General features: G+C 38.3%; 22 protein-coding genes and 1 tRNA gene. 7 read left to right on the top strand and 16 right to left on the bottom strand.

The genetic code is table 11. The features are described from left to right. Positions 1 to 34 precede the first annotated feature (34 nt). Both nrdB and yfaE read left to right on the top strand, forming a co-directional pair. Positions 35 to 1,165 carry a class Ia ribonucleoside-diphosphate reductase subunit beta gene (gene nrdB / locus ATS76_RS09320; RefSeq protein ID WP_058551902.1) on the top strand — a complete coding sequence of 377 codons (1,131 nt, stop codon included), beginning with the start codon at positions 35 to 37 and terminating at the stop codon, positions 1,163 to 1,165. Then, positions 1,165 to 1,437, top strand: coding sequence for a class I ribonucleotide reductase maintenance protein YfaE (yfaE, locus tag ATS76_RS09315; RefSeq protein ID WP_058551901.1), 273 nt, complete (start codon positions 1,165 to 1,167; stop codon positions 1,435 to 1,437). Before nrdB ends, yfaE begins: the two co-directional genes overlap by 1 nt. A gap of 27 nt (positions 1,438 to 1,464) precedes the next feature. On the opposite strand, the gene ATS76_RS09310 is transcribed toward yfaE, so the two are convergent. Both ATS76_RS09310 and ATS76_RS09305 read right to left on the bottom strand, forming a co-directional pair. Beyond that, complete coding sequence (locus ATS76_RS09310; RefSeq protein ID WP_058551900.1) at positions 1,465 to 2,064, bottom strand: DUF1287 domain-containing protein; 600 nt, start codon at positions 2,062 to 2,064, stop codon at positions 1,465 to 1,467. 69 nt (positions 2,065 to 2,133) lie between these two features. Further along, positions 2,134 to 2,562, bottom strand: coding sequence for a tetratricopeptide repeat protein (locus tag ATS76_RS09305; protein WP_058551899.1), 429 nt, complete (start codon positions 2,560 to 2,562; stop codon positions 2,134 to 2,136). A gap of 353 nt (positions 2,563 to 2,915) precedes the next feature. Here ATS76_RS09305 and ATS76_RS09300 point away from each other — a divergent pair, with 353 nt between their 5' ends. Together ATS76_RS09300 and ATS76_RS09295 are read left to right on the top strand one after the other, a co-directional pair. After that, positions 2,916 to 3,302: a YkgJ family cysteine cluster protein gene (locus ATS76_RS09300; protein ID WP_058551898.1), complete on the top strand. Its 387-nt coding sequence runs from the start codon at positions 2,916 to 2,918 to the stop codon at positions 3,300 to 3,302. Positions 3,303 to 3,442: 140 nt separating this feature from the next. Continuing rightward, on the top strand, positions 3,443 to 5,833 hold the full coding sequence (locus ATS76_RS09295) for a TonB-dependent receptor (RefSeq protein WP_058551897.1): 2,391 nt from the start codon (positions 3,443 to 3,445) through the stop codon (positions 5,831 to 5,833). 215 nt (positions 5,834 to 6,048) lie between these two features. Here the strand turns inward: ATS76_RS09295 and ATS76_RS09290 are convergent, their stop codons facing one another. The 7 genes from ATS76_RS09290 to ATS76_RS09260 form a co-directional block, all read right to left on the bottom strand. Beyond that, the gene (locus ATS76_RS09290) at positions 6,049 to 6,669 is read right to left on the bottom strand and encodes an FKBP-type peptidyl-prolyl cis-trans isomerase (RefSeq protein WP_058403940.1); all 621 of its coding nucleotides are present in this window, start codon (positions 6,667 to 6,669) and stop codon (positions 6,049 to 6,051) included. A gap of 69 nt (positions 6,670 to 6,738) precedes the next feature. Beyond that, positions 6,739 to 7,125, bottom strand: a complete 387-nt coding sequence (locus ATS76_RS09285) for a hypothetical protein (RefSeq protein WP_058552018.1) — start codon at positions 7,123 to 7,125, stop codon at positions 6,739 to 6,741. A 51-nt stretch (positions 7,126 to 7,176) separates the two neighbouring features. Continuing rightward, positions 7,177 to 7,267, bottom strand: a tRNA-Ser gene (locus ATS76_RS09280). 125 nt (positions 7,268 to 7,392) lie between these two features. Further along, the gene (locus ATS76_RS09275; RefSeq protein ID WP_058403938.1) at positions 7,393 to 7,770 is read right to left on the bottom strand and encodes a hypothetical protein; all 378 of its coding nucleotides are present in this window, start codon (positions 7,768 to 7,770) and stop codon (positions 7,393 to 7,395) included. A 202-nt stretch (positions 7,771 to 7,972) separates the two neighbouring features. Next, positions 7,973 to 8,521: an NAD(P)H nitroreductase gene (locus ATS76_RS09270; protein WP_058551896.1), complete on the bottom strand. Its 549-nt coding sequence runs from the start codon at positions 8,519 to 8,521 to the stop codon at positions 7,973 to 7,975. A gap of 246 nt (positions 8,522 to 8,767) precedes the next feature. Then, positions 8,768 to 9,451 carry an HvfX family Cu-binding RiPP maturation protein gene (locus ATS76_RS09265; RefSeq protein ID WP_058551895.1) on the bottom strand — a complete coding sequence of 228 codons (684 nt, stop codon included), beginning with the start codon at positions 9,449 to 9,451 and terminating at the stop codon, positions 8,768 to 8,770. Between the two features lie 89 nt (positions 9,452 to 9,540). After that, positions 9,541 to 11,502: an oxidoreductase gene (locus tag ATS76_RS09260; RefSeq protein WP_058551894.1), complete on the bottom strand. Its 1,962-nt coding sequence runs from the start codon at positions 11,500 to 11,502 to the stop codon at positions 9,541 to 9,543. A 288-nt stretch (positions 11,503 to 11,790) separates the two neighbouring features. On the opposite strand from ATS76_RS09260, the gene sppA reads away from it, so the two are divergent. Both sppA and ansA read left to right on the top strand, forming a co-directional pair. Then, a complete protein-coding gene (gene sppA, locus ATS76_RS09255; protein ID WP_058551893.1) occupies positions 11,791 to 13,656 on the top strand; it encodes a signal peptide peptidase SppA in 1,866 nt (621 codons plus the stop codon). An 81-nt stretch (positions 13,657 to 13,737) separates the two neighbouring features. Next, positions 13,738 to 14,748 (top strand): asparaginase, encoded by a 1,011-nt coding sequence (gene ansA, locus ATS76_RS09250; protein ID WP_058403933.1) that lies wholly within the window; start codon positions 13,738 to 13,740, stop codon positions 14,746 to 14,748. A gap of 67 nt (positions 14,749 to 14,815) precedes the next feature. Here ansA and gndA read toward each other — a convergent pair whose 3' ends face one another. After that, a complete protein-coding gene (gene gndA, locus ATS76_RS09245) occupies positions 14,816 to 16,189 on the bottom strand; it encodes an NADP-dependent phosphogluconate dehydrogenase (protein ID WP_058403932.1) in 1,374 nt (457 codons plus the stop codon). 377 nt (positions 16,190 to 16,566) lie between these two features. Between gndA and pyk the strand changes: the two genes are divergently transcribed. After that, positions 16,567 to 18,003, top strand: a complete 1,437-nt coding sequence (pyk, locus tag ATS76_RS09240) for a pyruvate kinase (RefSeq protein ID WP_058551892.1) — start codon at positions 16,567 to 16,569, stop codon at positions 18,001 to 18,003. Positions 18,004 to 18,062: 59 nt separating this feature from the next. Here pyk and ATS76_RS09235 read toward each other — a convergent pair whose 3' ends face one another. The 6 genes from ATS76_RS09235 to ATS76_RS09210 form a co-directional block, all read right to left on the bottom strand. After that, positions 18,063 to 18,887, bottom strand: coding sequence for a LytR/AlgR family response regulator transcription factor (locus ATS76_RS09235; protein ID WP_058403930.1), 825 nt, complete (start codon positions 18,885 to 18,887; stop codon positions 18,063 to 18,065). Continuing rightward, the gene (locus ATS76_RS09230; RefSeq protein ID WP_058551891.1) at positions 18,884 to 19,957 is read right to left on the bottom strand and encodes a sensor histidine kinase; all 1,074 of its coding nucleotides are present in this window, start codon (positions 19,955 to 19,957) and stop codon (positions 18,884 to 18,886) included. Before ATS76_RS09230 ends, ATS76_RS09235 begins: the two co-directional genes overlap by 4 nt. A gap of 245 nt (positions 19,958 to 20,202) precedes the next feature. Then, positions 20,203 to 21,759: a SulP family inorganic anion transporter gene (locus ATS76_RS09225; RefSeq protein ID WP_058551890.1), complete on the bottom strand. Its 1,557-nt coding sequence runs from the start codon at positions 21,757 to 21,759 to the stop codon at positions 20,203 to 20,205. A 114-nt stretch (positions 21,760 to 21,873) separates the two neighbouring features. Then, positions 21,874 to 22,332 carry an Lrp/AsnC family transcriptional regulator gene (locus ATS76_RS09220; protein WP_002960703.1) on the bottom strand — a complete coding sequence of 153 codons (459 nt, stop codon included), beginning with the start codon at positions 22,330 to 22,332 and terminating at the stop codon, positions 21,874 to 21,876. 115 nt (positions 22,333 to 22,447) lie between these two features. Continuing rightward, on the bottom strand, positions 22,448 to 23,089 hold the full coding sequence (locus ATS76_RS09215) for an MBL fold metallo-hydrolase (protein WP_058551889.1): 642 nt from the start codon (positions 23,087 to 23,089) through the stop codon (positions 22,448 to 22,450). A gap of 2 nt (positions 23,090 to 23,091) precedes the next feature. Further along, positions 23,092 to 24,909 (bottom strand): M14 family metallopeptidase, encoded by a 1,818-nt coding sequence (locus ATS76_RS09210; protein WP_058552017.1) that lies wholly within the window; start codon positions 24,907 to 24,909, stop codon positions 23,092 to 23,094. Positions 24,910 to 25,122 lie beyond the last annotated feature (213 nt).

Below are 25,122 nucleotides of genomic sequence, written 5' to 3'. Positions count from 1 at the left end.
CCGCTTTGTTCTGATAGTTTTTTGAGTGATAAACATGTCTTATACTACTTTTAGTCGTAATCATAATAACCAAATGCAAGAGCCAATGTTTTTTGGCCAGACCGTTAACGTATCGCGTTACGATCAACAAAAATATCCTATTTTTGAGAAGTTAATAGAAAAGCAATTGTCTTTCTTTTGGCGACCAGAAGAAGTCGATGTGAGTAAAGACCGTTTAGATTTTCAGGCGCTACCAGAGCATGAAAAACACATATTTTTAAGTAATTTAAAATACCAAACATTACTCGATAGTGTACAAGGTCGCTCTCCTAACGTTGCCTTGCTTCCTATTGTGTCTATCCCAGAGCTAGAAACGTGGATAGAAACGTGGGCATTTAGTGAAACAATTCACAGCCGTTCATACACCCACATTATTCGTAACGTAACACAATCACCAGAACTTATTTTTGATGACATAGTTAGTAACGATAAAATTAGAGAACGTGCTGATGCAGTAACAACTTACTACGATGACTTAATTAACTCTGTTTCACTTTACAATCTTTACGGTGAAGGCAAGCACGAAATTAATGGTAACACAGTGGTTGTTAATTTATTCGAACTTAAAAAGAAACTTTACCTCGCGATGATGTCGGTAAACATTCTTGAGGCAATTCGTTTTTATGTCAGCTTTGCGTGTTCGTTTGCATTTGCTGAGCGTGAACTTATGGAAGGTAATGCTAAAATTATCAAGCTAATTGCACGTGATGAGGCACTTCACCTTTCTGGCACACAGCATATTTTAAATATCATGCAAGATGGTAAAGACGACCCAGAAATGGCAATTGTTGCAGCCCAATGTCGCGACGAAGCAATTAAAATGTTTGTACAAGCTGCGGAGCAAGAGAAAGAATGGGCAGAATACCTATTCAAAGATGGCTCTATGATTGGTTTAAACAAGCATATTTTATGTCAGTATGTTGAATACATTACTAATGCACGTATGACTGCTATTGGCTTACCGGCTCAATTTGAAAACAACAGTAACCCTATTCCATGGATTAATTCATGGCTAGTATCTGATAATGTTCAAGTTGCGCCACAAGAAGCTGAAATCAGTTCATACCTTGTAGGTCAAATAGACTCACAAGTTGATGCAGCTGAATTTGGTGACTTTGATTTATAATGGGCAATGAAACGACTGCAAGTGTAACACTTGCAGAAAACAGCCAGCGCATTGAATATAGCCCTGGCTGCCCCTCTCTTTTACACTGCTTAGAATCTCAAAAAATAGATGTTGCTTATCAATGTCGTGAAGGCTACTGCGGTGCTTGCCGAGCAACCTTAGTGTCTGGTAATGTTCAATATAACGAAGAACCACTCGCATTTGTTCGCGACGGTGAAATACTTTTATGCTGTAGTAAACCCAACGGCGATATACGTATTAATCTAAAATAATAAATACCTTTATAGCAGTAACATTCCTTACTGGTCATTATAGTGTTTATTAGTAAAACGATAGTGACCAGTAATTTTATAGTCAAATAGCATTTCGCTTAGTTCTGGCCCGCGCCCTATATTATGTACAATTTGAGGTTTCTCGGTGCTGTTTGAAGCTTCTGTAACAACCATACCTATGTGAGGTAAGTTACCAGGCAGCTTCCAAACAACTATATCACCAACTTTATAATCACGTGAGTTGCTAGAAATGGCCAATTCTGTGCCATTATACTTAAAAAATACTTGAAGGTTTGGTACACGCCGGTGGTCAATATTTTTATCCGGCTTTTTTAAACCCCAAATTCGCTGAGACGGATATCTAGCAAAATTTGCTCGCATATCTTCATGTACTCTTTGTTGTAAATCAACACCCAATTGACGGTAAGCGCGAATAATAACATCGGTACAAACACCAATATTACTTGGTACATCACCACCGGGATATTTTATTGAATGATAACTGCCGTCATACGTAATATTATGTGTGGTCCTTTCAATCAGCGCTGCGGTTATTTGCTGATTGAAAGAGTTAGCAAGCGTAAAGAAGGGTAAAAATGTAAATAAATATAAACCGTGTTTGAACATAACTCCCCTTTTAAAACGCTACCTTCATGGTCATTAATTCTATATGCAAAAATTAAATTGCGCTTTTAATTAGCCTTCTTCTTCAACCAGTGATTCTAACAGGTCATGTATTTCGGCTTTAAGTTCTTTATCTTCAATTTTATTTGCACTAACTTTTGCACTTTGAAGATTTTTTATGGCCTCTTCTTTTTGGCCAAGTTCTAATTGTAATGTCGCCATAGAAAATGCAACCGACGACATATGGTCTTTATTATTAATAGCAATGGATTTTGCTAATGCCTTTTCGTAAGTGGTAATAGCTTCTTCTAACTCTTCTGTAAAATCAGCAAGTGTTTCCCACTGAACAGGGTGATCTTTAGATGTATTTTCGTTTTCTTCACAAATCGCTTTAAGTTTAGAAAAAAGTAACTCAAAGCGTTTACGATCATTTTTATTTGCCGCATTCATTAACTCTTCAGCCAAATCGTGTACCGCTTTGTATACTTTTGTATTCATCATTACGTATCACCCTCAATGTATTTATGCTTAAAATAGCAAAATATAGATTTAAATGGCTAATTAAATATGCCTTTAGGACGATCATACAACATTAAAGTGTGCAGCAAACAATTTAAATGCGAAATAATAACTAAAGTATAAGTGGTTTATAAAATTCTACCCTGTCACAAAAACCCACACCTTTTAAATAACCTTAATTACTTTTATTCTTGAAAGACACCAAATGAATTAAATTTATCTACTGCTCATCCATAAGTATGAAATGTTTAAATTAATAAAAATAATAATTTCAAACAATTTGAAGATGGGCTGTTACACTCAAAACTATCAAAAAATATAAAGATAGATAGGCTATGAAAGCGTGTAACCAATGTGGCAAATGCTGTACCAAATATGGTGGTGGTGACCTCGACGTTTCAACAGAAGAAGTAGAAATGTGGGCACTGTTTAATCCTGAAATTTATCAATATGTACAAGGTAATCAAATTTGGTTTGATCCAGACACAGGTAATAAATTAAGCGACTGCCCTTTTTTAGCAATTGAGCCTAAAAAAGACAAAAACGCTAAAGATAAGTTCATATGCAATATTTACTTAGATCGACCTGAAGATTGTCGCCAATACCCTAGCCTTATAGCCGAAATGATTCGCGATGAATGTGAAATGATAGAGCCTAGCGATTTAAAAAATCAAAAACGTGCCCAAGAAAGACTCAATGTATTAATGATTGATAGTAGATGAATCACAATTTTACTTCAGTGACTTAACACTAATTTTAGTTAATTAAACGCAAAATCATAAGTTATAGTATAACATTGTTGATCCGCTAATTTTGAACTGTTATATTATATCACAACAAGCAATCACAAAATAATTTACTCATGACAAAGTTAACATTAATTTCTTCTGCAATTTTTTCTGTTTTATGCACGCAACCAGCGTTAGCTGCTAAGGTTACTGGCACAATCTTAGATGATAAAAAAAACCCAATTAAAAATGCCTCCGTTCATGTTCATGGAAAAAATCAAACTGTTAAAAGCAATGAACTTGGTGAATTTTCAATAGACATTGATGCTGACAGCCAACTTCATATTAGTAAAGACAACTACATAGATTCAAGAATAGCGGTAACTGAATCATCAAACAATGTCACTGTTTCACTCTTACCAACATCTGTAGAAACCGTTGTGGTTTATGCGTCTGCCCTGCATAAAAGCAGTCTTGAAATGATTTCACCAGTAAGTGTTCTCTCTGGTGATGAGTTAAGAAATAAATCAAAACCAACACTTGGGGAAACACTAAAAGGCTTACCTGGTGTAAATGCCAGTTACTTTGGCCCTGTATCTTCAAGCCCTATTATTCGGGGTTTAGATGGCCCTCGTGTAAAAATCACCCAAAATGGATTAGATGCCAGTGATGCTTCGCGTATTGGGCCCGATCACGCTACGTCAAGCGACAGCTTATCTGCTGAGCAAATTGAAGTATTACGTGGCCCAAGTACCCTGTTATACGGCTCAGGTGCTATTGGGGGAGTTGTAAATGTGGTTGATAATCGTATTCCTACAAACAACATTGATGACTTTATAGGTGCAGCTGAATACAGCCACGACACTGTCTCTAACTCAAATACCGTGGCCGCAAAACTAGAAACAGGGAACGACGGATTTAACTTTCATTTTGATGGGACTAAACGCAGCGGCGATGACTATGAAACGCCTACATTTACAGTAACTGACGAAGATGGCGACGTAGAAACTGAAAACTCAGTAGAAAACACGTTTATTGACAGTGAAACACTTAATTTCGGAACAAGCTACGTTGGCGAGCACCTTACTGTCGGATTTTCTTACGGTAGTATAGAAACCGACTATGGAATACCTGGACATGAACATCACCATGAGCATGATCACGAAGGTGAAACGGAAGAAGAACATGCAGAACATGAGGGTGAAGAAGAAGGCGAAGAAGTTGTTTTTGCACAGCTAGAGCAAGACCGCTGGCAAGGGTTGGTGAGCTATGCGCTTCACAACAACTGGATAGAAACAATAAACTTGCGTGTTGGTTATACCGATTACTCACACAGTGAAATTGAAGATGGTGAAATTGGCACAACGTTCACTAACGAAACTACCGAAGCGCGTTTAAACGTAGAACATAAATTTGCTGATTGGCATGGTATGCTGGGCTATCATTACAGCGACTCTGACTACGACGCAATTGGTGATGAAGCATTTACCCCAGCAAGTATAACAACTTCACATGCCCTTTATTTATTAGAAGAACGCGTATTTGGTGATGTAACGGTAGAACTGGGTGCCCGCATTGAAGATTACAAAATTGACAGTAATATTTCAGCAGCTGAGCATCATCATGACCATGATGAAGCGGAAGTTGAAGAAGAAGAGCATGATGAAGAATCTATTGCTTATAGCAAAAGCTTTACCAATCTAAGTCTATCTGCTGGTGCAATTTGGCAGTACAAACCTGGACATAGTATTGCTACAAGTATTTCTCACTCAGAGCGAGCCCCACTTTCTGCAGAGTTATTATCTAATGGCTTGCACATTGCAACGGGTACTTATGAACTGGGCTTAGGTTACCATATTGAGGATAATGAAGCGCATTTCGAGCCTGAGAACATTAAACAAGAAACCTCAACAAACTTAGACATTAGCTTTAGACGTTTTAGCGGTGCTTTTGGTTACACCGTGAACTTTTTCTATAACGATATTAAAAATTTCTATTTTCAAGAAAATACAGGCTTAGTCTTCGATGAAGAAGACGGTTTAGAATCAGCAGTTGGTGCACACGACGATGCAGTAGCCGTTTATCAGTTTAGAAGTAAAGACGCTGAACTTTACGGTATAGAGTTTGATGCTCACTACCAGATGACACCAAACGCCATGGTTAAAGTATTTGGTGACTCTACTCGCGCTAAACTTAAAAACGATGAAGATAACCTTCCGCGTATACCAGCAAACAAATTAGGCTCTGAGTTACAGTATGATTTAGGTAACTTACAACTAACGCTAACCGGCACTCATTACTTCGACCAGAATGACATCACTGCGTTTGAAAACCAAACAGATGGTTATACTTTATTTGATGCTCAAGCTAACTACCAATTAGGTTTAGGTCCTGTTGACGCTCAACTTTATATAAATGTTGATAACCTAACTGATGAACTAGGGTTTGTTCATACCTCATTTATCAAAGATAAAGCCCCTCTTCCAGGTAGAAATATTCGCTTGGGTGTTCGTGGCTACTTTTAATCACTAAACGCTATGTTCAGCCTGTTTGATTAATAACTCGCTTTTAAAACCGCATTTGTGAATGCGGTTTTTTTATATAAATCGCGCTGTAATTAAGGTGAAAAGCTAATCGTTTTAAAAATTACCATTACGCATTACCTGAACATAATTAATACAGATACAAAAAAACCGCGCTATTTATAAGCGCGGTTTTTAAATAACTTAATAGAATACTATTAAGAAATTATTTCGTGTAGCTCAACGTCAAATACAAGCGTTGAGAAAGGTGCGATTGCTGCACCTGCGCCGCGCTCACCATAAGCAAGCTCATGAGGAACGTATATACGCCATTTAGTACCTACTGGCATCATTTGTAATGCCTCAGTCCAACCTTTGATCACGCCACCAACTGGGAACTCAGCTGGTTGACCACGCTCATAAGAGCTGTCAAAAACAGTACCGTTAATAAGAGTACCGTGGTAATCAACACGAACTGTAGACTCTGCAGTTGGCTTTTCGCCTTCACCCGTTGCTAGTACTTCATATTGAAGGCCAGACTCAGTAACAGTGATTTCTGGACGTTTAGCATTTTCTTCTAAGAAAGCAATGCCTTCAGCAGAAAGTACTTTTGATTCTTCTTCACGACGAGCTTGGATCTCTTCGTTAATTTTTTCAAATGCAGCTTGGATCTCAGGGATCTCAACTTGAAAAGCGCCACCAGCGTACGCATCTTTCATGCCTTCAAACACTGAATTTAGGTTTAAGCCTTCAAAAGGATTAGACTTAAGTTGCTCACCCATTTGTAAGCCAATACCGTAACTTGCTTTTTCAGCATCTGTAGTAAAATTATCTGACATAATGTGTTTTTCACGTTTTGTTAGTTAAAAGACATGGTAATGCTATCACAAAATCAAGCCTGTTTGGTGCTAGTTTTTATCGAGTTTTACCTTTAATAGGCCAACAAAAAAGCAACTAAGGACCAAACTGCATAAAAATCCTACAAGCAATGGAGACGTTAATAAACTAGAGGTGCCCCCAAGGATAATTGGCACCGCAATAAGCCCTACTACACCAATAAAAATTGATGCGATAACAGGCCATTTTGTATCGTATTTAGTAATTAAATGAGCAACTAAAATATTAAATCCAACACCATATACGAACGCTGTTATTAGTGGGTGATCGGGTTGCGCATCGGCTGCCATTTTTATTAGCACACTCAAACCGCTTTGATAGCAATAACCGAACACAGTCCACAATAAAATATGTTTTAACAGCTGTGCACTTAAAGGTAAATTTGCTTTGTTTGTCATTACTAAACCCCAGATAGCAAAAAACCGCCAATAAGGCGGTTTTTTAAATAATGGTGGAGAGATAGGGATTTGAACCCTAGATAGGCTACAAACCTATGCCGGTTTTCAAGACCGGTGCATTCGACCACTCTGCCATCTCTCCGTACGGCGCGAATAATAGGGTTTATCTCATTATTTGTAAAGCATTAAATGTAAAAAATATAAAAATTTGTTTAATGACTTAAAAAACTACATACCAATGGCAGCAACATCGTGCTGTTAATGAGATTAATAATATTGCTTAGGTCTGCGAGCAATCCATGAGCATAGTAGGCATACCAATAAACTCAATGAGAAAAAAGTGACCCCTTGAAAAATTAGATCAAAACGGTTTAATTCGTCGCTTGGTACAATTACAAACATAAAAGCAGGTAAAATACTTAACATAAGCACGTAACAGCACACTTTAAAAGCGCGCCCAAAATCGAATCGCTTTGATTGCTGCATCCACCAAGTAAGTAGAACTAATACACTGACGGCCGAACCTGCAATAAATGGAGTTGCATTTGTACTCATTGCTACATATAACGTAACAAACGCCCCCAAAAGTCCCCATATAGACCAAGCAAGCCAATTTTCTTTTTCACGTAAAAATAAATTTCCCATAAATTAAGTCTTCTTTATCATTGTTATTTTGAGACTCTCCATACATTATCAAAAAACAACCGATTAAAAAACAATCTGCAGAAGAATTATTAACTTATTTAGCTTCCGTGCACTTCTAACAGCATGTCACTGCAAATGGTAGTGACTAAATTTTATACTCATTTACTAGTGACCATCACAGTGTCTAAAAGTTCACCCTTGTTTATAAATTAGTAAAATAACTTTCAGGCTTATGCCGTGGCGACTTTCTACAATCGACAGCTGGAGTACCTATGTATAAATATCCCACAATTTCATCTAATTCGTTTAAATTGAGTGCTTGCTTAACCGCATTACTTTGCGCAAAGTAACCCGTGCGCCACACACCGCCTAACCCCTGTGCAAATGCAGCTTGTTGCATTGCAAGCACGCTACACCCTGCACTTTGTATTTGTTCTATGCGTGGTACTTTTGGATGTTCTTCATATTTAGCAATAGCAATGATGATTACAGGAGCTCGAAGAGGAAGATCTTTAGCACGATTAACCACTTTTTCTGGTTGTTGCTCTGCTAAAGCACATTGATAATATATTTCACCTAGCTTTATGCGTGCATCCCCTTGAACCATAATAAACTGCCACGGTGCAATACAACCATGATCGGGAACACGCAGTGCTGCCTGTTTTATTATATCAAGCTGTTCAGGTGATGGGCCAGGTCCAGTAAGTTTAGAATCAGATTGGCGAGTAAGTAAAAGCTCAATAGCATCCATAAAAATAACTCAAAATTCAAAATGCTAGAATAGCATTTAAAACCTTAATATTACCAATTTGGTTATCTCGTTCGTTATAATTAATTAAGCCTTTTTCATAAAAAACTATTTTTGCTGAGGTGGATTCGATTTGTAAAATTGTAAAAAGATATGCATAAGCTATCAATACCCAGTAAGGTTACATAGCATATACAAAAAACGGCCGTTTAAAATATTTAAATGACCGTTTAAGTATGTTGAAACACCCTATTCTTTGCAGATTGTTCGCTTTATCCAATAATCAACGCTTACAAAGCGCCCACCTCCAGTGAAAAATAAACTAAGCAGCATTGCAAAGTAAATGGCAGCAAATTCAATCCCATTGTTTAGAATTGAAGGTTTGCCTTTCTCGTACAAATACTCAGGAAAACCATGTTCTTCCACTATTGCGCGAATTTTTCCAATTCGCTCTTGTACTTCGAGTGAGTTTTCGAGACTTTCTTTTGCACCAGGAATTGATAACCAATCGAGTACCTGAGCTGCACTCGTGTCAGGATTAGTAGGTGCTATTGCAAACCAGCCATTGTGCCAATGCACTGATGTTGCAGCAACAACCATGGTAAACATAAGCGGGATACTAACTAGGCGAGTAAAAAGACCAAATAATAAAAACCAGCCTCCCAAAAATTCGCTCCAACCAGCTAAAAATGCGAGTAAATCAGGAAATGGTAAGCCTAACCCCCATTCACTATTCCCAAACCATTGCACAATATCAGGCGACGCTACTAAGCTGTTTAAAAAACCATCGGCTTCACCACTTATAGCAAGCTTGTTGTATCCGGCAATAATCATCACTGGAGCTAAAATTAGTCTGAAAAGTAAAGAAGGTAAACCATCTAAAAAAGATAGTTTACCTATTGCTGATTTGTGTAGGTGGGTTAGTGTGTTCATGCGTTTCCTGAGTACTGTGTTTATTTAGTTATAGACTATAAACAACCAAGACCGCATGAACAGGTAAACTCTTTCAATCTATCTAAGGCTTAAATAGATCTCGCTATTTGAAGCGCTTCAAAGATAGCACGCTTAGCATCAATTGCAGCTGCGAGTTTAGCGCCACCAATCACGTGTACTTTTGCATTTTCAGCATGGGCCTTTACAACTTCATCATTTGAAACTTGACCAATACACGCAATAACAGTATCTACAGGTAACACCTGAGTTTCACCACCAACTGTAATAGTTAAACCATTGCTATCAAAGCTTTGATACTGACAATCTGCAATTTGTTTTACACCATGTTGCTTAGCTACTTGACGATGGATCCAACCTGTTGTTTTACCAAGTTCACTACCAAATCGGCCTGAACTTCTTTTTAACATGTACAACTGGCGTTCGTCTTTGTGTGGTTGCGGTTCACATTCAATTCCCCATTGTGTTTTAAATTCATCAATGGTCTGCGATTTATGCTCACTTAAAAATGCCACCATATCAAAACCAATACCGCCAGCACCTAATATAGCAATAGAATTACCTAACTCGACTTCGCCACGAATTACTTCATCGTATGCAAATACGCGTTTGTCATCGCTACATTTAATTGACGCCTCACGGGGGCGAACACCCGTTGCAAAAACAATGTCATCAAACTGTGTCAGCATTGACTCGTTGTAAGACGTTTCAAGTTTAATCGATACATCTAAACGTTCTAGCTCATTAATAAAGTATGCCAGTGTATGATTAAAGTCTTCTTTACCAGGTATTTGCATGGCTAAATTAAATTGGCCACCCATTTGCGCTTTTTGGTCAATCAAAGTGACCTTATGACCTTTTTGCGCCAAATAACAACTTGCAGATAAGCCAGCCGGGCCAGCCCCCACAACAAGTACATTTTTTGAGTTTGTGGCTTTATCGAGCGGGTAGTCAAGTTCAAAGGCGGCTTGGGGGTTAACTAAACAGGTTGCACGTTTATTTTTAAATACATGATCTAAACAACCTTGATTACAGCCAATACAAATATTAATTTGTTTGGTTTGATCGTTTTGGTATTTATTAAAAAACTCAGGATCAGCTAATAAAGGTCTAGCCATTGATATAAGGTCGGCTTCACCAGCATTTAATATATCATTTGCAATATCAGGTGTATTGATGCGGTTAACCGCAATGACTGGAACGCTAACAACACTTTTTAAGCGCTTAGACGCTTCTTTAAAAGCCCCAGGTGGAACCATGCTAGCAATTGTAGGAACGCGTGCTTCATGCCAGCCAATACCCGTGTTAAAAATATCAACCCCGGCTTTTTCAAGCTCAGTGGCTTGAATAACAACTTCATCTGGCGTTGAACCATTAGGGATAAGATCCATTACAGATAATCTAAATATGATTAGAAATTGATCAGATACTTTTGCCCTAACCGCTTTTACTATTTCCAGTGCTAAACGCATGCGGTTTTCTAGGCTACCACCAAATTCATCAGTACGTTTATTGGTGTGTGGCGCCATAAATTCGTTAATTAAGTACCCTTCTGAGCCCATTACCTCAACACCGTCGTAACCTGCTTTTTCTGCCATATAGGCAGAGTGTGCAAAGTCTTTAATCGTTTTTTTAATCGAGCTTAGTGACATTTCTTTAGGCTTGTAAGGATTAATTGGAGCCTGAATAGCACTAGGTGCCTGATTGAAAGGATGATAAGCGTAGCGACCAGCATGCAGTAACTGTAAACAAATTTTTCCACCATGCTTATGAACAGCATCTGTGTATGCGCGGTGCTTAAAAACATCATAATAACTGTTAAAAGAAGAAGATATTGGCGTTAACTTACCTCGTAGGTTCGGGCTATAGCCACCTGTTATGAGCATGGCAGTACCACCCTTCGCGCGGGCCTCATAAAATGCACGTAAACGTTTTCTGTTATGCCATCCCTCTTCAAGGCCCGTATGCATTGAGCCCATAACTAATCTGTTTCGTAATTGTGTGTGTTTTAATTGTAGTTGTTGTTCTAACATCTTATGCCCCATTAACTGGTCTAACCTGTGTAGATTCACTAATTCTGCTTCAACGACAACGAATAAGCAATATTTGCATGTATTTAATTGATACTTTAGCCACGCATAAAATACGTACCCATATCAAAATTACTATTTAATGCGTGCATGTATAGCATAATAAAACCATTGTTTTCGGTATCTTAAACCTATTTATAAACACTTCGTTACGATTTAGCAGTTAAATTTATATTTATTCTAGGATAAGATGAAACAAATGTATTAGCTGTACCAAATTAAGGAGCTATTTTGATAGCAAAAATTTTTAAAGGTATTTGGGCTGGAATAAACTTTTCTCGTCGATTAATTATTAACTTTTTGTTTGTGCTACTTGTTATTGTATTTATTGCAGGTATTTCAAGTGACGAAGACAAAATAATCGTTGATGAAGGCTCTGTTCTTCGATTAAACCTAAATGGTCCATTGGTTGAAGAAAAATTATATATAGATCCTATTGAAGCCGCTTTAAATGATGCAACCTCAGGTAACGACGAGCCAAGCGAAATTTTACTTGACGATGTTATTGAAGTTATAAATGAAGCAACAAAAGATAGCCGAATTAGTGTACTTCTTCTTGACCTGCAAGAAATGCCTAAAGCGCATTTAAACAAGCTTAAGCAAATTACCAACGCGATTGAAGGTTTCAAACAGGCTGGTAAAAAAGTAATTGCTACGGGTTACTACTACACACAAGCTCAGTATTATATTGCTGCACATGCTGACGAAATAGCAATGCACCCTTACGGTAGTGTCGCTATTGAAGGCTATGGAATGTATCCGCTTTATTTTAAAGACGCACTAGAAAAACTAGAAGTAACGCAGCATATTTTCCGTGTTGGTACATTCAAATCAGCTGTTGAACCCTTTATTCGTAACGATATGTCTGATGCAGCTAAAGAAGCAAACCGAGTATGGTTGGGTGCGCTTTGGAGTGAATATAAGCAAGATGTATCGTCAGTTCGCCCATTCGATGAGTCAAACTTTGATGAAACTATGGATGCTTACCTAGAAAAAATGCAAGCAGCTAACGGTGATGCGGGTAAATACGCATTAGATAATCAATGGGTTGATTCACTTAAAACGACTCAACAAGTGCGCCAACAACTCATAGACTTAGTCGGTGCGCAAGAAGATGGTAAAACATTTAAGCAAGTGTCATTTCGTGAGTACCTAAGTTTAGTTAAACCGCCTGTTGTATTTGACAACCCTATTACTGAAAAAGTAGCGGTTGTGGTAGCGAGAGGCACCATTGTTGATGGTGAGCGAAGAGCAGGCGAAATTGGTGGCGACTCTACTGCAGCCTTACTACGTAAAGCACGACTAGACGATAAAGTAAAAGCGGTAGTACTGCGTATTGATTCAGGTGGCGGTAGTATGTTTGCCTCAGAAGTTATTCGTGCTGAAGTATTAGCGCTCAAAGCGGCTGGTAAACCTGTAATTGCATCAATGAGCTCTGTTGCTGCCTCTGGTGGTTATTGGATTGCATCTGCAGCTAATGAGATTTGGGCTGCACCAAGTACGATTACTGGTTCTATTGGCGTGTTTGGTACGTTTATGACATTTGAAAATACATTATCAAAAATTGGTGTGTATTCTGATGGTGTTGCTACTACCGAAATGGCTGGTTTTTCAGTTACTCGCCCGCTTAACGAAAAAATGGCTCAAGTCATTCAAATGAGTGTTGAAGAAGCTTATGGCCGCTTTTTAGATGTTGTTGCACAAGCGCGAGGCATGACACCAGAGCAGGTTGATGCAATTGCACAAGGTCGAGTTTGGATCGCATCTCAAGCTCTTGAGCTGGGATTAATTGATAAGCTTGGTGACAAACAAGATGCAATTGATGCTGCAGCCGCGCTTGCTAAATTAACTAACTACGATGTGAAAACAATCACTCAAGATTTAAGCCCGCAAGAAAAAATGCTGCAAGATATCTTTGGCAGCGCATCGGTTCAGTCTATGCTGGGAGCACAATCAACTACCCCATCGGTTTTAGCAACACAAGCTAATTTGCAAAGCGTAGTGAAGCAGTTAAGTTCTGAACTAGAAAACCTTAAAGATTATAACGATCCACAAGGTGTATACGCACGCTGTTTAGAATGTAATGTTGCACAATAAAAGTGCATAAGCACCACTCGTTGCTTTATTTACTTTAGCGACAGGTTATACTAAGCCCAGTTTTTTTACTGGGCTTTTTTTATGAAACGTAAACGCATATATATCGCTTACACAGGCGGTACCATAGGGATGAAAAAATCAAGTCGCGGCTATATTCCCGCTGAAGGTTTTTTAACAGAAACGGTTATGAATAATGCTGAATTTAATCGTGATGAAATGCCCTTGTTTGATATTCACGAATACTGCCCTCTTATCGATTCTTCTGACATGTCTCCTGCACATTGGCAGCTCATTGCCGATGATATAAAAAGCAAATATCAGCAATACGATGGATTTGTCGTATTACATGGTACCGATACCATGGCCTATACAGCCTCGGCACTTTCCTTCATGTTTGATAATTTAACTAAGCCCGTTATTGTTACCGGCTCACAGATCCCGCTTTCTCAACTTCGTTCTGATGGACAGGTTAATTTATTAAATGCTATGTATCTTGCTGCAAACTACCCAATTGCAGAAGTAAGCTTGTTTTTTAACAACCAGTTATTTAGAGGTAATAGAGCCACTAAAGCGCATGCAGATGGTTTTGATGCTTTTGCTTCACCAAATTTAGAGCCTCTTGCATTATCAGGTATTAATATTCAACTTATCAAAGGCCAACTGAGCCCTTATGTTGAAAATGAACTTCAAGTTACCACTATAACGCCACAACCAATTGGCGTGCTTTATTTATACCCTGGAATAAGCACCGAGGTGGTCAGAAGCCTTGTAAACGATAACATTAAAGCCTTAGTGTTATTAAGTTTTGGCGTGGGCAATGCACCTCAGGACGATAAATTTCTTTCTGTGCTAAGTGACGCAAGTAAAAAAGGGATGATCATTGTTAATCTAACACAATGCCTGAAAGGTCAGGTCAATATGGGCGGTTACGCAACTGGCAACGCATTGTTAAATATTGGCGTTATTAGTGGTTATGATATGACATTAGAAGCCTGCTTAACAAAGCTTCATTACCTATTCAGCCAAAATCTAGAAATCGAAACTATTCGTCATTTAATGCAAGATAATATGCGCGGCGAATTAACTCGATAAGCAATTACAGGCATCTGTAAATCAAAAAGGCACGCGTATAGCATGCCTTTTTTTGTTTAATAATGAATTAGCGCACTTTAGCGTCAATCTCTACTAAGTCAGTTAAGTGACATGTCTCGCCGCTGTGGGTTTTAATGCCGTGCTCTCCAAAGTAATCACGCTGGGCTTGAACTAAGTGCCCATTACTTGGTGTTGTTAGCGTTGCTAAGTAAGTTTGTGTTGAGCTTAATACTGGAAACGCCAGGCCAGACATAACAGCTTGCCCTGTTACCTTACGCAATGCATTGGCTTCTTTATCAAGCGAGTCTATAAATTCGACACCTTGCGCTACGCTGTCAAGGTAATCAGCTCGAATGATACAACCTGCACGCCAAGTTTGTAATGTTTTCGAAAGATCTACCTTCCATTGATGTGTCCGAGAGGCTCCCTTAATTAACGCAAGGCCTTGGCGATAAGCTAAAAGACTCGCTAGCGTAAACGCATCTTTAAGCTCTTCAAGGTCAATATCAACGGTATTAGTTGATTTTGAAGCATAGGTCATTTCTTGTGCCGCAGTTGTATCGCATGCATTGGTTAGATGTCGAGCTTGAACAGCAGCAACCAGTGAGGGTACTGCAATTCCTAACTCAAGTGCATTTTGTGCCGTCCACAAACCAGTACCTTTAGCGCCAACTTTATTATCAATCAGGTCTACTAGAGGCACATTTTTATCATTTTCAAGGGTTAATATATGACTAGAAATAGCGAGTAAGTAACTGTTCAACTGCCCTTCTGACCATTCGTCAAATATTGCCGCGACTTCTTTTGGAGAACGGTTAGTACCTAAGCGAAGTAATTGATACATCTCTGCAATTAGTTGCATAAGCGCATATTCAATACCGTTATGAACCATTTTCACAAAGTGTCCACTGGCTGACTGGCCAACACGCGCAAAACAAGAGCTACCGTTATAGCTTGCAGCTACTTTTTCAAACCATGGCTCAATGCGTTCCCAGCCACCTTCTGATCCACTGGCCATCATTGCCGGACCGTGGCGAGCGCCTTCTGCTCCGCCTGAAATACCCATAGTGGCAAACTCAAATTTGTTTTGAAACTTTAGCTTGCGAGTAATACCATCTTTATAATTACTATTACCACAGTCGACTATAATATCATCACACTCTACGCCTGCGTCTACCAGTTCGTTACAAACGGTATCGACTAACTCACCTGCTGGAACAAGCAATAAAATAGAGCGAGGTGCTTCTAAACGCCTTACCATGTCTCCTAAATCAGAGACAATGTGAAGTCTATCAGCCATGCCTTGAGATTTAGCACAGCTTATTAACTCTTCACCCGCATGTGGGTTTTTGTCATAAGCAACAAGCGTTATCCCTTTATCTATTAAGTTTAGGGCAAGATTTTTCCCCATAACGCCTAACCCGACTAATGCAACTTGCATTTAGTGTCCTCCTCGGTAACAACTATTTGGTTAGAAAATTCAGTGTATTCATTAAATAATACCGCGTGCATTATACTCATGCAGTCATAAAATGCTAACCATGAGCCAATACAACATGCTTTTTTATTAAAGATAAATAAGCTATGTAATTATATCAAACATCAATGCTCTAGGGGTGACTTAAAGCACAGCTATTTGAAATTAAGATCATTGACGCATTTTGACACCGGTGTCATAATGATGACACAATAGTTTTGTATAAAAAGTGGCAATTCGTTCAGCTTTGCCTACAACTTAAGATATTGCTTTTATAAGCTGTATTCTTCGTAAACAAAATAACCGTCAACCTGCTTTCACCAAGCACACAGGAGAAATTGATGCTAAGACGCACAAAAATAGTCGCTACCCTTGGGCCTGCTACCGATAGAGATAACAACCTAGAAAAAATCATTCGCGCAGGCGCAAACGTAGTACGTTTAAACTTCTCACACGGTGTGGCTCAAGATCATAAAGACCGTGCACAAGCAGTTCGTGATATTGCAAAACGATTAAACAAACACATTGCTATACTTGCCGATCTCCAAGGTCCTAAAATCCGAGTATCAACGTTTAAAGAAGGCAAAGTAACCCTAGCAGTGGGTGCTAAGTTTATTCTTGATGCTAAAATGGAAAAAGGCCAAGGCGATGTAAACGCTGTAGGTATCGATTACAAAGAGCTTCCACAAGATGTATCTCCTAACGATTTACTTCTATTAAATGATGGTTTAATTCAACTTACGGTTGATAAAGTAGTTGATCACCTCGTTCACTGTACTGTTACAGTAGGAGGCGTTTTATCAAACAATAAAGGGATTAACCGTTTGGGCGGTGGATTAACAGCTCCAGCGTTTACCGAAAAAGACAAAGAAGACTTAATCACAGCAGCAGAAATCGATGTAGATTATATTGCGGTTTCTTTCCCACGTAGTGGCGATGACATGCGTTACGTTCGTTCATTAGCAGAAGCTGCTGGCTCTAAAGCTCAACTTCTAGCAAAAATTGAACGCGCTGAAGCTGTAGAAACACAAGAAGCCATCGATGATATTGTGCTTGCTTCGGACGCTGTAATGGTTGCTCGTGGTGACTTAGGTGTTGAAATTGGCGATGCTGCGCTAATGGGCAAGCAAAAGCTTATTATTCGTCGTGCACGTTCGTTGAACCGTACTGTTGTTACAGCCACGCAAATGATGGAATCGATGATCGATAACCCAATGCCAACACGTGCTGAAGTAATGGATGTTGCAAACGCAGTGCTTGATGGGACTGATGCTGTAATGCTTTCTGCAGAAACAGCTGCTGGCGATTACCCTGAAGAAACGGTAGCAACTATGGCACGCGTTTGTTTAGGTGCTGAGTCACAAAAAGAAACGCATGTATCTAAGCATCGTTTAGATAGTCGTTTCTCTAATAATGCTGAATCAATTGCTCTATCGGCTATGTATGCAGCAAACCATTTAGATTCTGTTAAAGCTATAGTAACGCTTACTGAATCTGGTAGCACAGCAAAACTCATGTCACGCATAAGTTCTGGCTTACCAATTTATTCGTTGTCACGTCATGCCAGTACCCTTGGTCAGACTGCACTTTATCGTGGTGTTTATCCGGTGTTTTTTGATTCAACACAAACAGAAAAAAATGCAATGGTTAAAGCAGCATTAGATACACTTGTTGCTCAAGGTTCATTGGCTTCAGGTGATACTGTGATTTTAACGCATGGTGATTCAATGGAAACTGTGGGCGCAACAAATACAATGAAAATTGTTACTGTTGAGTAATTAAAGTTTTCTAAAAAAAATGCGAGCTTAGCTCGCATTTTTTTATTCTTAAACTTATATTAACTAGCCAACGCTGCTTTTACTTTATCACGGTAACTACGGCTAACTTTTAGCTCTTGACCATTCTCTAAAACAAGTAAATATTCACCACTTACCTGTGTAACTAATTTACTGATTTGTTTTGTATTAACAATTGCGCTGCGATGAACCCTTACAAATAAATGAGGGTCGAGCTCTTGCTCAAGTTCTTTCATTGTTTTTCGTAGTATATGTGTTTGCCCATCTTGGCAATGTAAGCACATATAATCCCCGGCTGCGTCAACCCATTGAATAGTTGCTGCTGGAACACGGATAATTTCGCCCTGCTCTTTTACGGCTAAGGATTCTGGGTAACGTTTATCAGCTAAAGTATCACCGGTTGCCAGTTTTTTGAGAATTTCTTCACAATTATTTCCGGTAATGCCAGCTACAAAACTCGCGAGTTTTTTCTTATGGGCGTTGTCTTGTTGCGTTTTTAAATAGGTATGCACTTTTTCTACCGCCTGTTTTAGTCTGTTATCATCAACGGGTTTTAAAATGTAATCCAATGCATGAATTTCAAATGCTTTCACCGCAAATTGATCGAATGCGGTAACAAACACGATTGCCGGAAGTATTTTAGTGCTTTCACTTAACGCGCGAGCAACTTCAAAGCCATTCATGCCTGGCATTTGAATATCTAAAAATACTAAATCTATTTTTTCGTTTTTACACGTTTCTATTGCATCTGCACCTGAACTACATAATTTAATAACTTCAATATCATCAAATTCTGAAAGTCTTACATCCAAGCCTTTGCGCGCTAATGGTTCATCATCAACAATAAGCGTTCTGATTTTCATCATTTCTTCACAGCCTTCTCAAACGGCACTCGCAGATTAACCTTTAATCCACTTGGCGTATTATGTGATAATACAAACGAATAATTATTTTCGTAGAGCGTTTTTAATCTATCTTTGGTATTTGCAATACCAACACCTTGTGCGTTAACAAGCTTGCCATTTTCTAATTCGGTGCCAGGCCCATTATCTCCCACTTCAAGGAGTAATTCGTTAGCAAACACTTGGGCTTTAATATCTATTACCCCACCTTCAGATAAGTGGGCAATCGCATATTTAATTGCGTTTTCAATAATAGGTTGCAGTATAAGGCTAGGAACTAATGCTTGCTTAGCTTGTTCGCTTACATCTATGTTTACTTTTAATCGTTCATCAAAACGAACTCGTTCAATATCTAAATATAATTTTAACGCATGCAACTCTTGCTCAAGTGGTACCTTTTTTATGGGATCTGTATTTAGGGTATACCTTAAAAAGTCACTTAATTTAGACACCATTAAGTTAGCATCTTTATTTTCTTTTACCAAAACTAATGTTGAAATAGCATTTAACGTATTGAATAAAAAATGCGGGTTAAGCTGGTATCTAAGCATTTTTAATTGGGCTTCGTGCGCCATTGTAGTCGCTTTTAATGCTTTTTGACGTTCACTTTGTAATAGCTGATAATATTTAACACCAAAGTATAAGCCGCTCCAACATAAAATAATGTAGACCGAATCTAAACCTTGTTGAAGATAATAAAACCACTCTTCAGGTCTGTAACCATGGCGATATATCTCCCATAGATTAAACTTCTGTACAACAGCCCATAAGGTACCCGTAATATAAGATGCACCAAACACCACTACCATAAGCACTATAGGTGAAGCATTCCAAACTGTACGGTAAATATAGCGAAGTGGTACTGTCATCAGACAGCCAGCATAAGCATTTAATAATATAACGAATACGTAAATATCACGCATTTCGAATACTTTAGAACCAATGTAATTGACAAGCGCATACCCTATCCAGCCCGCAATCTGCAAAAGCCAAAAAAAGCGCTGACGGTTATCAATTAAAGATTGCCAATTCAAAATTTACATCGTCTCCAAAATAGTAACTACTTTAAAAATTTATTTTTAGTGTGTATTAATTAATAACTAAATAGTTTTATAAATAAACTGAATAATATCATCATCTATTATATAGATTTACGAGGATATTTAGCACTACCGCCTATCTTAGTTTTTAATACAATCAACGCAAACTATACTCACACGCAATAAAAAAGCGAAAGGTGTTATCCTTTCGCTTTCATAAATACGTTGATAGTTAGTGTTTAAGCTAGTTTATCTGACGCAACTTTATAAGTAGGATCTTCTATTACATTGACCTCAACTAAATCACGCGCTTTGTGCAATAACTGAGTACAGTCTTTACTTAAATGACGCAAATGAAGCTGCTTACCCGCTTTAGTATATTTATCAGCTAATGCGTCAATAGCCTCTATTGCACTGTGATCTGATACACGGCTATGTTTAAACTCTACAATAACGTTCTCTGGGTCATTTTTAACATCAAATAATTCAGAAAAGTTTTTAACTGAACCAAAAAATAATGGCCCATGTAACTCATATACTTTTGAGCCTTCTTCATCAATGTAGTTTGTTGTGTAAATATGTTTAGCATGTTGCCATGCAAAAACAAGTGCAGACACAATCACACCTACACACACTGCAATCGCTAAATCGGTAATCACGGTTACACCCGAAACCAACACAATTACAAAGGCATCTGACAATGGTACGCGCTTCATCATTTTAAAGCTTGCCCATTCAAATGTACCAAGCACAACCATAAACATAACCCCCACAAGTGCAGCGAGTGGGATCATTTCAATTAAGCTTGATGCAAAAATGATAAACGCAAGCAGCATTAAGGCTGCACTTATTCCCGATAAACGAGAGCGGCCGCCCGAATTAATATTAATCATTGACTGGCCAATCATTGCACAACCACCCATTGCACCAAAAAAACCACACGTTATATTTGCAGCGCCTTGGCCAATACACTCTTTGTTACTGTGACCACGTGTTTCAGTAATTTCATCAATTAAGCTAAGCGTTAATAATGACTCTATCAGGCCGATAGCAGCAAGTATAAGTGCGTAAGGGAAGATAATTTGCAGTGTTTCTAAATTAAATGGCACCATAGGAATATGAAACTCTGGCAACCCACCTGCGATTGTTGCTGCTTCATCACCTGTCATCCCTTTTAAAAAATCTAATACGGTATGTGCTTCAAGGTCTAAACCAATAACTAAGCCTGTAACCGTTACAATCGCAACCAAAGATGAAGGAATAGCCGTTGTTAACTTTGGAAGGAAATGAATAATAGCCATTGTTAACGCAACAAGCCCTAACATAATAAACAATGGTTCTCCTGTCATCCATTGCTGACCGCCCATACCATCAGGTACTTTAAACTGACCTAACTGGGCTAAAAATATAACAATAGCTAAGCCGTTTACAAACCCTAGCATTACAGGATGCGGTACCATACGTATAAACTTACCGAGCTTGAATATTCCCGCGAGTATTTGCAAAATACCCATCAGAAGCACGGTTGCAAAGAGATACTCAACACCATGATCAAGCACTAAACTTACCATTACAACAGCTAAAGCACCGGTTGCACCTGAGATCATGCCTGGACGGCCACCGAATATAGCCGTAATTAAACCTACGATAAACGCGGCATATAGACCAACTAAAGGTTCTACATTTGCAACAAAGGCAAACGCAACAGCTTCTGGAACTAGGGCTAACGCCACAGTTAAACCAGATAGAATATCGTTTTTAGCTGAGCTTGGCGCCCTGCTTAGTAAGTTAAACATTGAGATCCTCAGGTGTATTTTGGGTATAAAAAAAGCGCTAAATTTTAGCAAATTAGCGCTCATTTAACAATTACATTGTGTTTTTAAACTAAATAGCTTTAAAAAGTTATCTGTTTACAAAGGTAGAGATGTGCTGCGTTTTACACATGTCATTGTCACGTTTGAATGCACTTCCTGTACGTACTCTAAACTTAATAAATTATCTCGAACAAAATGTTCGTAGCCTTCTATTCCTTGTGAGATTATTCGCAACATAAAATCCATTGTGCCCGCCATTGTATAACACTCAGTGACCTCATCGTAACTCATGATCAGTTTTTCAAATTCAGCTAGATTTTTTTTACCGTGATTAGATAAACGCACATGTGCGTACACCAACATATCAAAGCCAAGTTTCTTTTCATCTAACAATGCCACTTTGCTTTTTATGTAGCCGTCTTGCTCTAGTTTAGCAATTCGACGCCAGCAAGGTGATTGAGATAAGCCGACTTTATCTGCTATTTCGGCAGTTGATAGACTTGCGTCTTGTTGCAAAAGTGCCAAAATTTGGCGATCTACGTGATTTAGAGACATTTTATTTCTTATTTATCAAATAAACTGGTTAAATTATACAACCATTTTTAAAAACAGTCTGCTTATTTTTAATTTTTCTATGTATAAATTACTCATAATTAATACATTTAACTCACTAGCCGTACTGCCCACTTACAAAAGGATTCGTTTTAATTTCATGCTCAACGGTTGTTTCACCGCCATGACCAGACAAAATCGCGGTCTGTAAAGGTAAGGTTAGTATATGAGCCTTAATAGACTCTATAAGTTGTTGACTATTCCCTTTAGGAAAGTCAGTACGTCCTACAGAGCCTTTAAATATTACATCACCAACAATGACACATTGTTGATTTTTTTCGTAAAATACAATATGCCCTGGTGTATGGCCTGGGCAGTGAAATACATCAAATGTTAACTTGCCTAGACTCAAAGTATTACCGTGCGATAACCATTCGTCTGGGTAAAATGGTTTAATAGGTGAAAAACCAAACATTTGAGCTTGCATTGATAAATTTTCAAACCAAAAATTTTCATCCTTGTGTGGGCCTATAATCTTAGTATTAAACTGCTTACGAAGTACGTCTGCTCCACCAACGTGGTCTAAGTGCCCATGGGTCAACCAAACAGCTTTAAGGATTAAATTATTACTCGTTAAAGCTGCAATTATTTTATCGCTGTCACCACCAGGATCAACAACGACCGCTTCTTTGGTACTTTCGCAAGCTATTATTCTGCAATTTTGTGCAAAAGGAGTCACTGGTATTGTAATAATTCTCATCACTATATTTCTTTATCTTTTTGTTCTGGTATTGCTATTTCTTCTTCAAACGACATAAGTATTGGATACTTTAGATATGCTTCATCATAAAATGGGCTGTGTTGATACAACCAATTTAAGCGAGCATCAGCATCACTTGCAAATGACTTTTCAGTTTTTAATTTTTGGTCAAATTGCAAAGCCAGTTTTGGCTTTTCTTTTAACATATTACGAGCAAAAGGGATCAGCGCGTAATTTTCCATATACTCAGTGCGCTGAAAAATCGTGTTAAACTCTCCCCATGAAAAAAACGAGTCAGGCGCCTCTGGATGCAGTAGATGAACAGCCAATTCCCCTGCTTTTTGTTGAGTTGTAACTTCAAACCAACCATCTAAGTTTACATTAATAGCAGGTTTATAATCGAAAGTAGCCGTTACCCTAAATCTTCCTTCAAACGGTGACTTAGCAAACGAGTGCTCATTTATTTTTGCCTGTTTTAATGGTTGTGTGTTTTCACCAACTAATTTATTCACAGACACACCATGAAGCGACAGTTTTTCAATTAAATCGGTGTAAACAGGTGGTATAAAAAATGCCTTAGGTACTTCAATACGTTTTTGTACATCTTTTTGCCAATATACAGGTAAATTTGTATAGTCTTCTTTCTCACCAATATATTGAACTTCTGTTTGACCAGATAATGTACTCACTTTTGACGTATAACGAATACCTTTAAATGCAATTTCTACAGGATCTTTACTATAGCCTCGTTGAACAATAAGCTGCTTTGGTACAAATGCGTATTCTTTTTTTACTGCATTAGCTAGTTCATGTCCATGCTTTGATAAAGCATCAATTGCTCCGTCAATAAACACATAAGTGCCCAATACACGCTGCTTATAGGGTTTTAATGAGTGGTTTTCGACTAAAATTGTAGGTAATGATTTTAAGTCACCCCAACCGTTCGAAAACCGGGGTGTAGCAACCCAACCCGCAAGCCCTTCTTTAAAGTTTCGCTTATTCATAACAAATACAAGAGGCCCAGGAATATGCCCTTGCGATGCTAACTTATTATCTATAACCGGTTTAAAGTATCTATCTAACGTATCAGCAATAGCAGGGGATTCACTTGCAAAAACCGGATTATATCCATAGGTCACATCGTATTGATAATCGGCACCGTCAGTAACATGCACATCAATATAAAGGTTTGGGTTATAGTCATTAATAACTTTTAAAACACTTTTAACTTCGGGTGTATCAAGTTTTGTGAAGTCACGGTTTAAATTTAAATTATTTGCATTGGTTCTAAAACCCATTTTACTCGGGCCGCGTTGATTAATACGATTAAAGTGGCTGCTTCTTTCATGTCCGTCAACGTTTAAGATTGGAATAAATAAAATATTTACTTTCTTTAAAATATCTCTACGTTTGCCCGTAGCTATGTCCCGTAACAACATAAACATTGCGTCTTTACCGTCAATCTCGCCAGCGTGAATTCCCGCTTGAATAAGCACTGTTGGCTTAGTGCTATTGGCAAGCTGATCGGCATCAAAAAAACCTTGCTCAGTCGCCACTACCATTTTAATAGCACGCTTACTATTACTAAAACCTATTATTTGCGATTTAAATTGAGTCGGATTTGCAGCAACTAAACGCTCTACAAAAGCCAATGTGTTGTTGTAATCAGGAGATATATAACCATCTGAAAGCTCAAAATCCGTTGTCAGAGGCCCCGCCTGTTGTATCAGCGATAAACTTTCTCCTTCCCAAGGTAGCAAAGGGGGTAAATGGCTATCATAAGTCATACTTGCAGTTAAAAAGACTAAGCTGGCTAACATATTATTCTCAAAAAACGCTTTAATAGCCAAATTATAACAACTTAACCAATCGTTACGAAAAAACTGCGGTAGTTCAACAAAAAACACAGCCTAAGGTAAGTTAATAATGTATCAGGAATGTTTTATTGAGATTAAAGCATAATTAGCATCCAATTAAATACAGCTGAGCCTTTAAATTAATAACGGATTATTTTGCTTGGGAAGTTAGAGTAG

Origin of the sequence: Pseudoalteromonas sp. 10-33 (assembly GCF_001469195.1) — a bacterium.
Taxonomy (GTDB): Bacteria; Pseudomonadota; Gammaproteobacteria; order Enterobacterales; family Alteromonadaceae; genus Pseudoalteromonas.
This window is presented reverse-complemented; position numbering and strand designations above follow the sequence as displayed.

Bases quoted from the DNA above. Each gene is read 5' to 3' on its own strand.
- ATS76_RS09275 (WP_058403938.1), bottom strand. From the start codon at position 7,770: ATGGGAAATTTATTTTTACGTGAAAAAGAAAATTGGCTTGCTTGGTCT.
- yfaE (WP_058551901.1), top strand. From the start codon at position 1,165: ATGGGCAATGAAACGACTGCAAGTGTAACACTTGCAGAAAACAGCCAG.
- ATS76_RS09300 (WP_058551898.1), top strand. From the start codon at position 2,916: ATGAAAGCGTGTAACCAATGTGGCAAATGCTGTACCAAATATGGTGGT.
- ATS76_RS09220 (WP_002960703.1), bottom strand. From the start codon at position 22,332: ATGTCTCTAAATCACGTAGATCGCCAAATTTTGGCACTTTTGCAACAA.
- ATS76_RS09270 (WP_058551896.1), bottom strand. From the start codon at position 8,521: ATGGATGCTATTGAGCTTTTACTTACTCGCCAATCTGATTCTAAACTT.
- gndA (WP_058403932.1), bottom strand. From the start codon at position 16,189: ATGCAAGTTGCATTAGTCGGGTTAGGCGTTATGGGGAAAAATCTTGCC.
- ATS76_RS09295 (WP_058551897.1), top strand. From the start codon at position 3,443: ATGACAAAGTTAACATTAATTTCTTCTGCAATTTTTTCTGTTTTATGC.
- ATS76_RS09225 (WP_058551890.1), bottom strand. From the start codon at position 21,759: ATGTTTAACTTACTAAGCAGGGCGCCAAGCTCAGCTAAAAACGATATT.
- pyk (WP_058551892.1), top strand. From the start codon at position 16,567: ATGCTAAGACGCACAAAAATAGTCGCTACCCTTGGGCCTGCTACCGAT.
- nrdB (WP_058551902.1), top strand. From the start codon at position 35: ATGTCTTATACTACTTTTAGTCGTAATCATAATAACCAAATGCAAGAG.
- ATS76_RS09285 (WP_058552018.1), bottom strand. From the start codon at position 7,125: ATGACAAACAAAGCAAATTTACCTTTAAGTGCACAGCTGTTAAAACAT.
- ATS76_RS09290 (WP_058403940.1), bottom strand. From the start codon at position 6,669: ATGTCAGATAATTTTACTACAGATGCTGAAAAAGCAAGTTACGGTATT.
- ATS76_RS09310 (WP_058551900.1), bottom strand. From the start codon at position 2,064: ATGTTCAAACACGGTTTATATTTATTTACATTTTTACCCTTCTTTACG.
- ATS76_RS09265 (WP_058551895.1), bottom strand. From the start codon at position 9,451: ATGAACACACTAACCCACCTACACAAATCAGCAATAGGTAAACTATCT.
- ATS76_RS09215 (WP_058551889.1), bottom strand. From the start codon at position 23,089: ATGAGAATTATTACAATACCAGTGACTCCTTTTGCACAAAATTGCAGA.
- ansA (WP_058403933.1), top strand. From the start codon at position 13,738: ATGAAACGTAAACGCATATATATCGCTTACACAGGCGGTACCATAGGG.
- ATS76_RS09210 (WP_058552017.1), bottom strand. From the start codon at position 24,909: ATGTTAGCCAGCTTAGTCTTTTTAACTGCAAGTATGACTTATGATAGC.
- ATS76_RS09305 (WP_058551899.1), bottom strand. From the start codon at position 2,562: ATGATGAATACAAAAGTATACAAAGCGGTACACGATTTGGCTGAAGAG.
- ATS76_RS09260 (WP_058551894.1), bottom strand. From the start codon at position 11,502: ATGTTAGAACAACAACTACAATTAAAACACACACAATTACGAAACAGA.
- ATS76_RS09235 (WP_058403930.1), bottom strand. From the start codon at position 18,887: ATGATGAAAATCAGAACGCTTATTGTTGATGATGAACCATTAGCGCGC.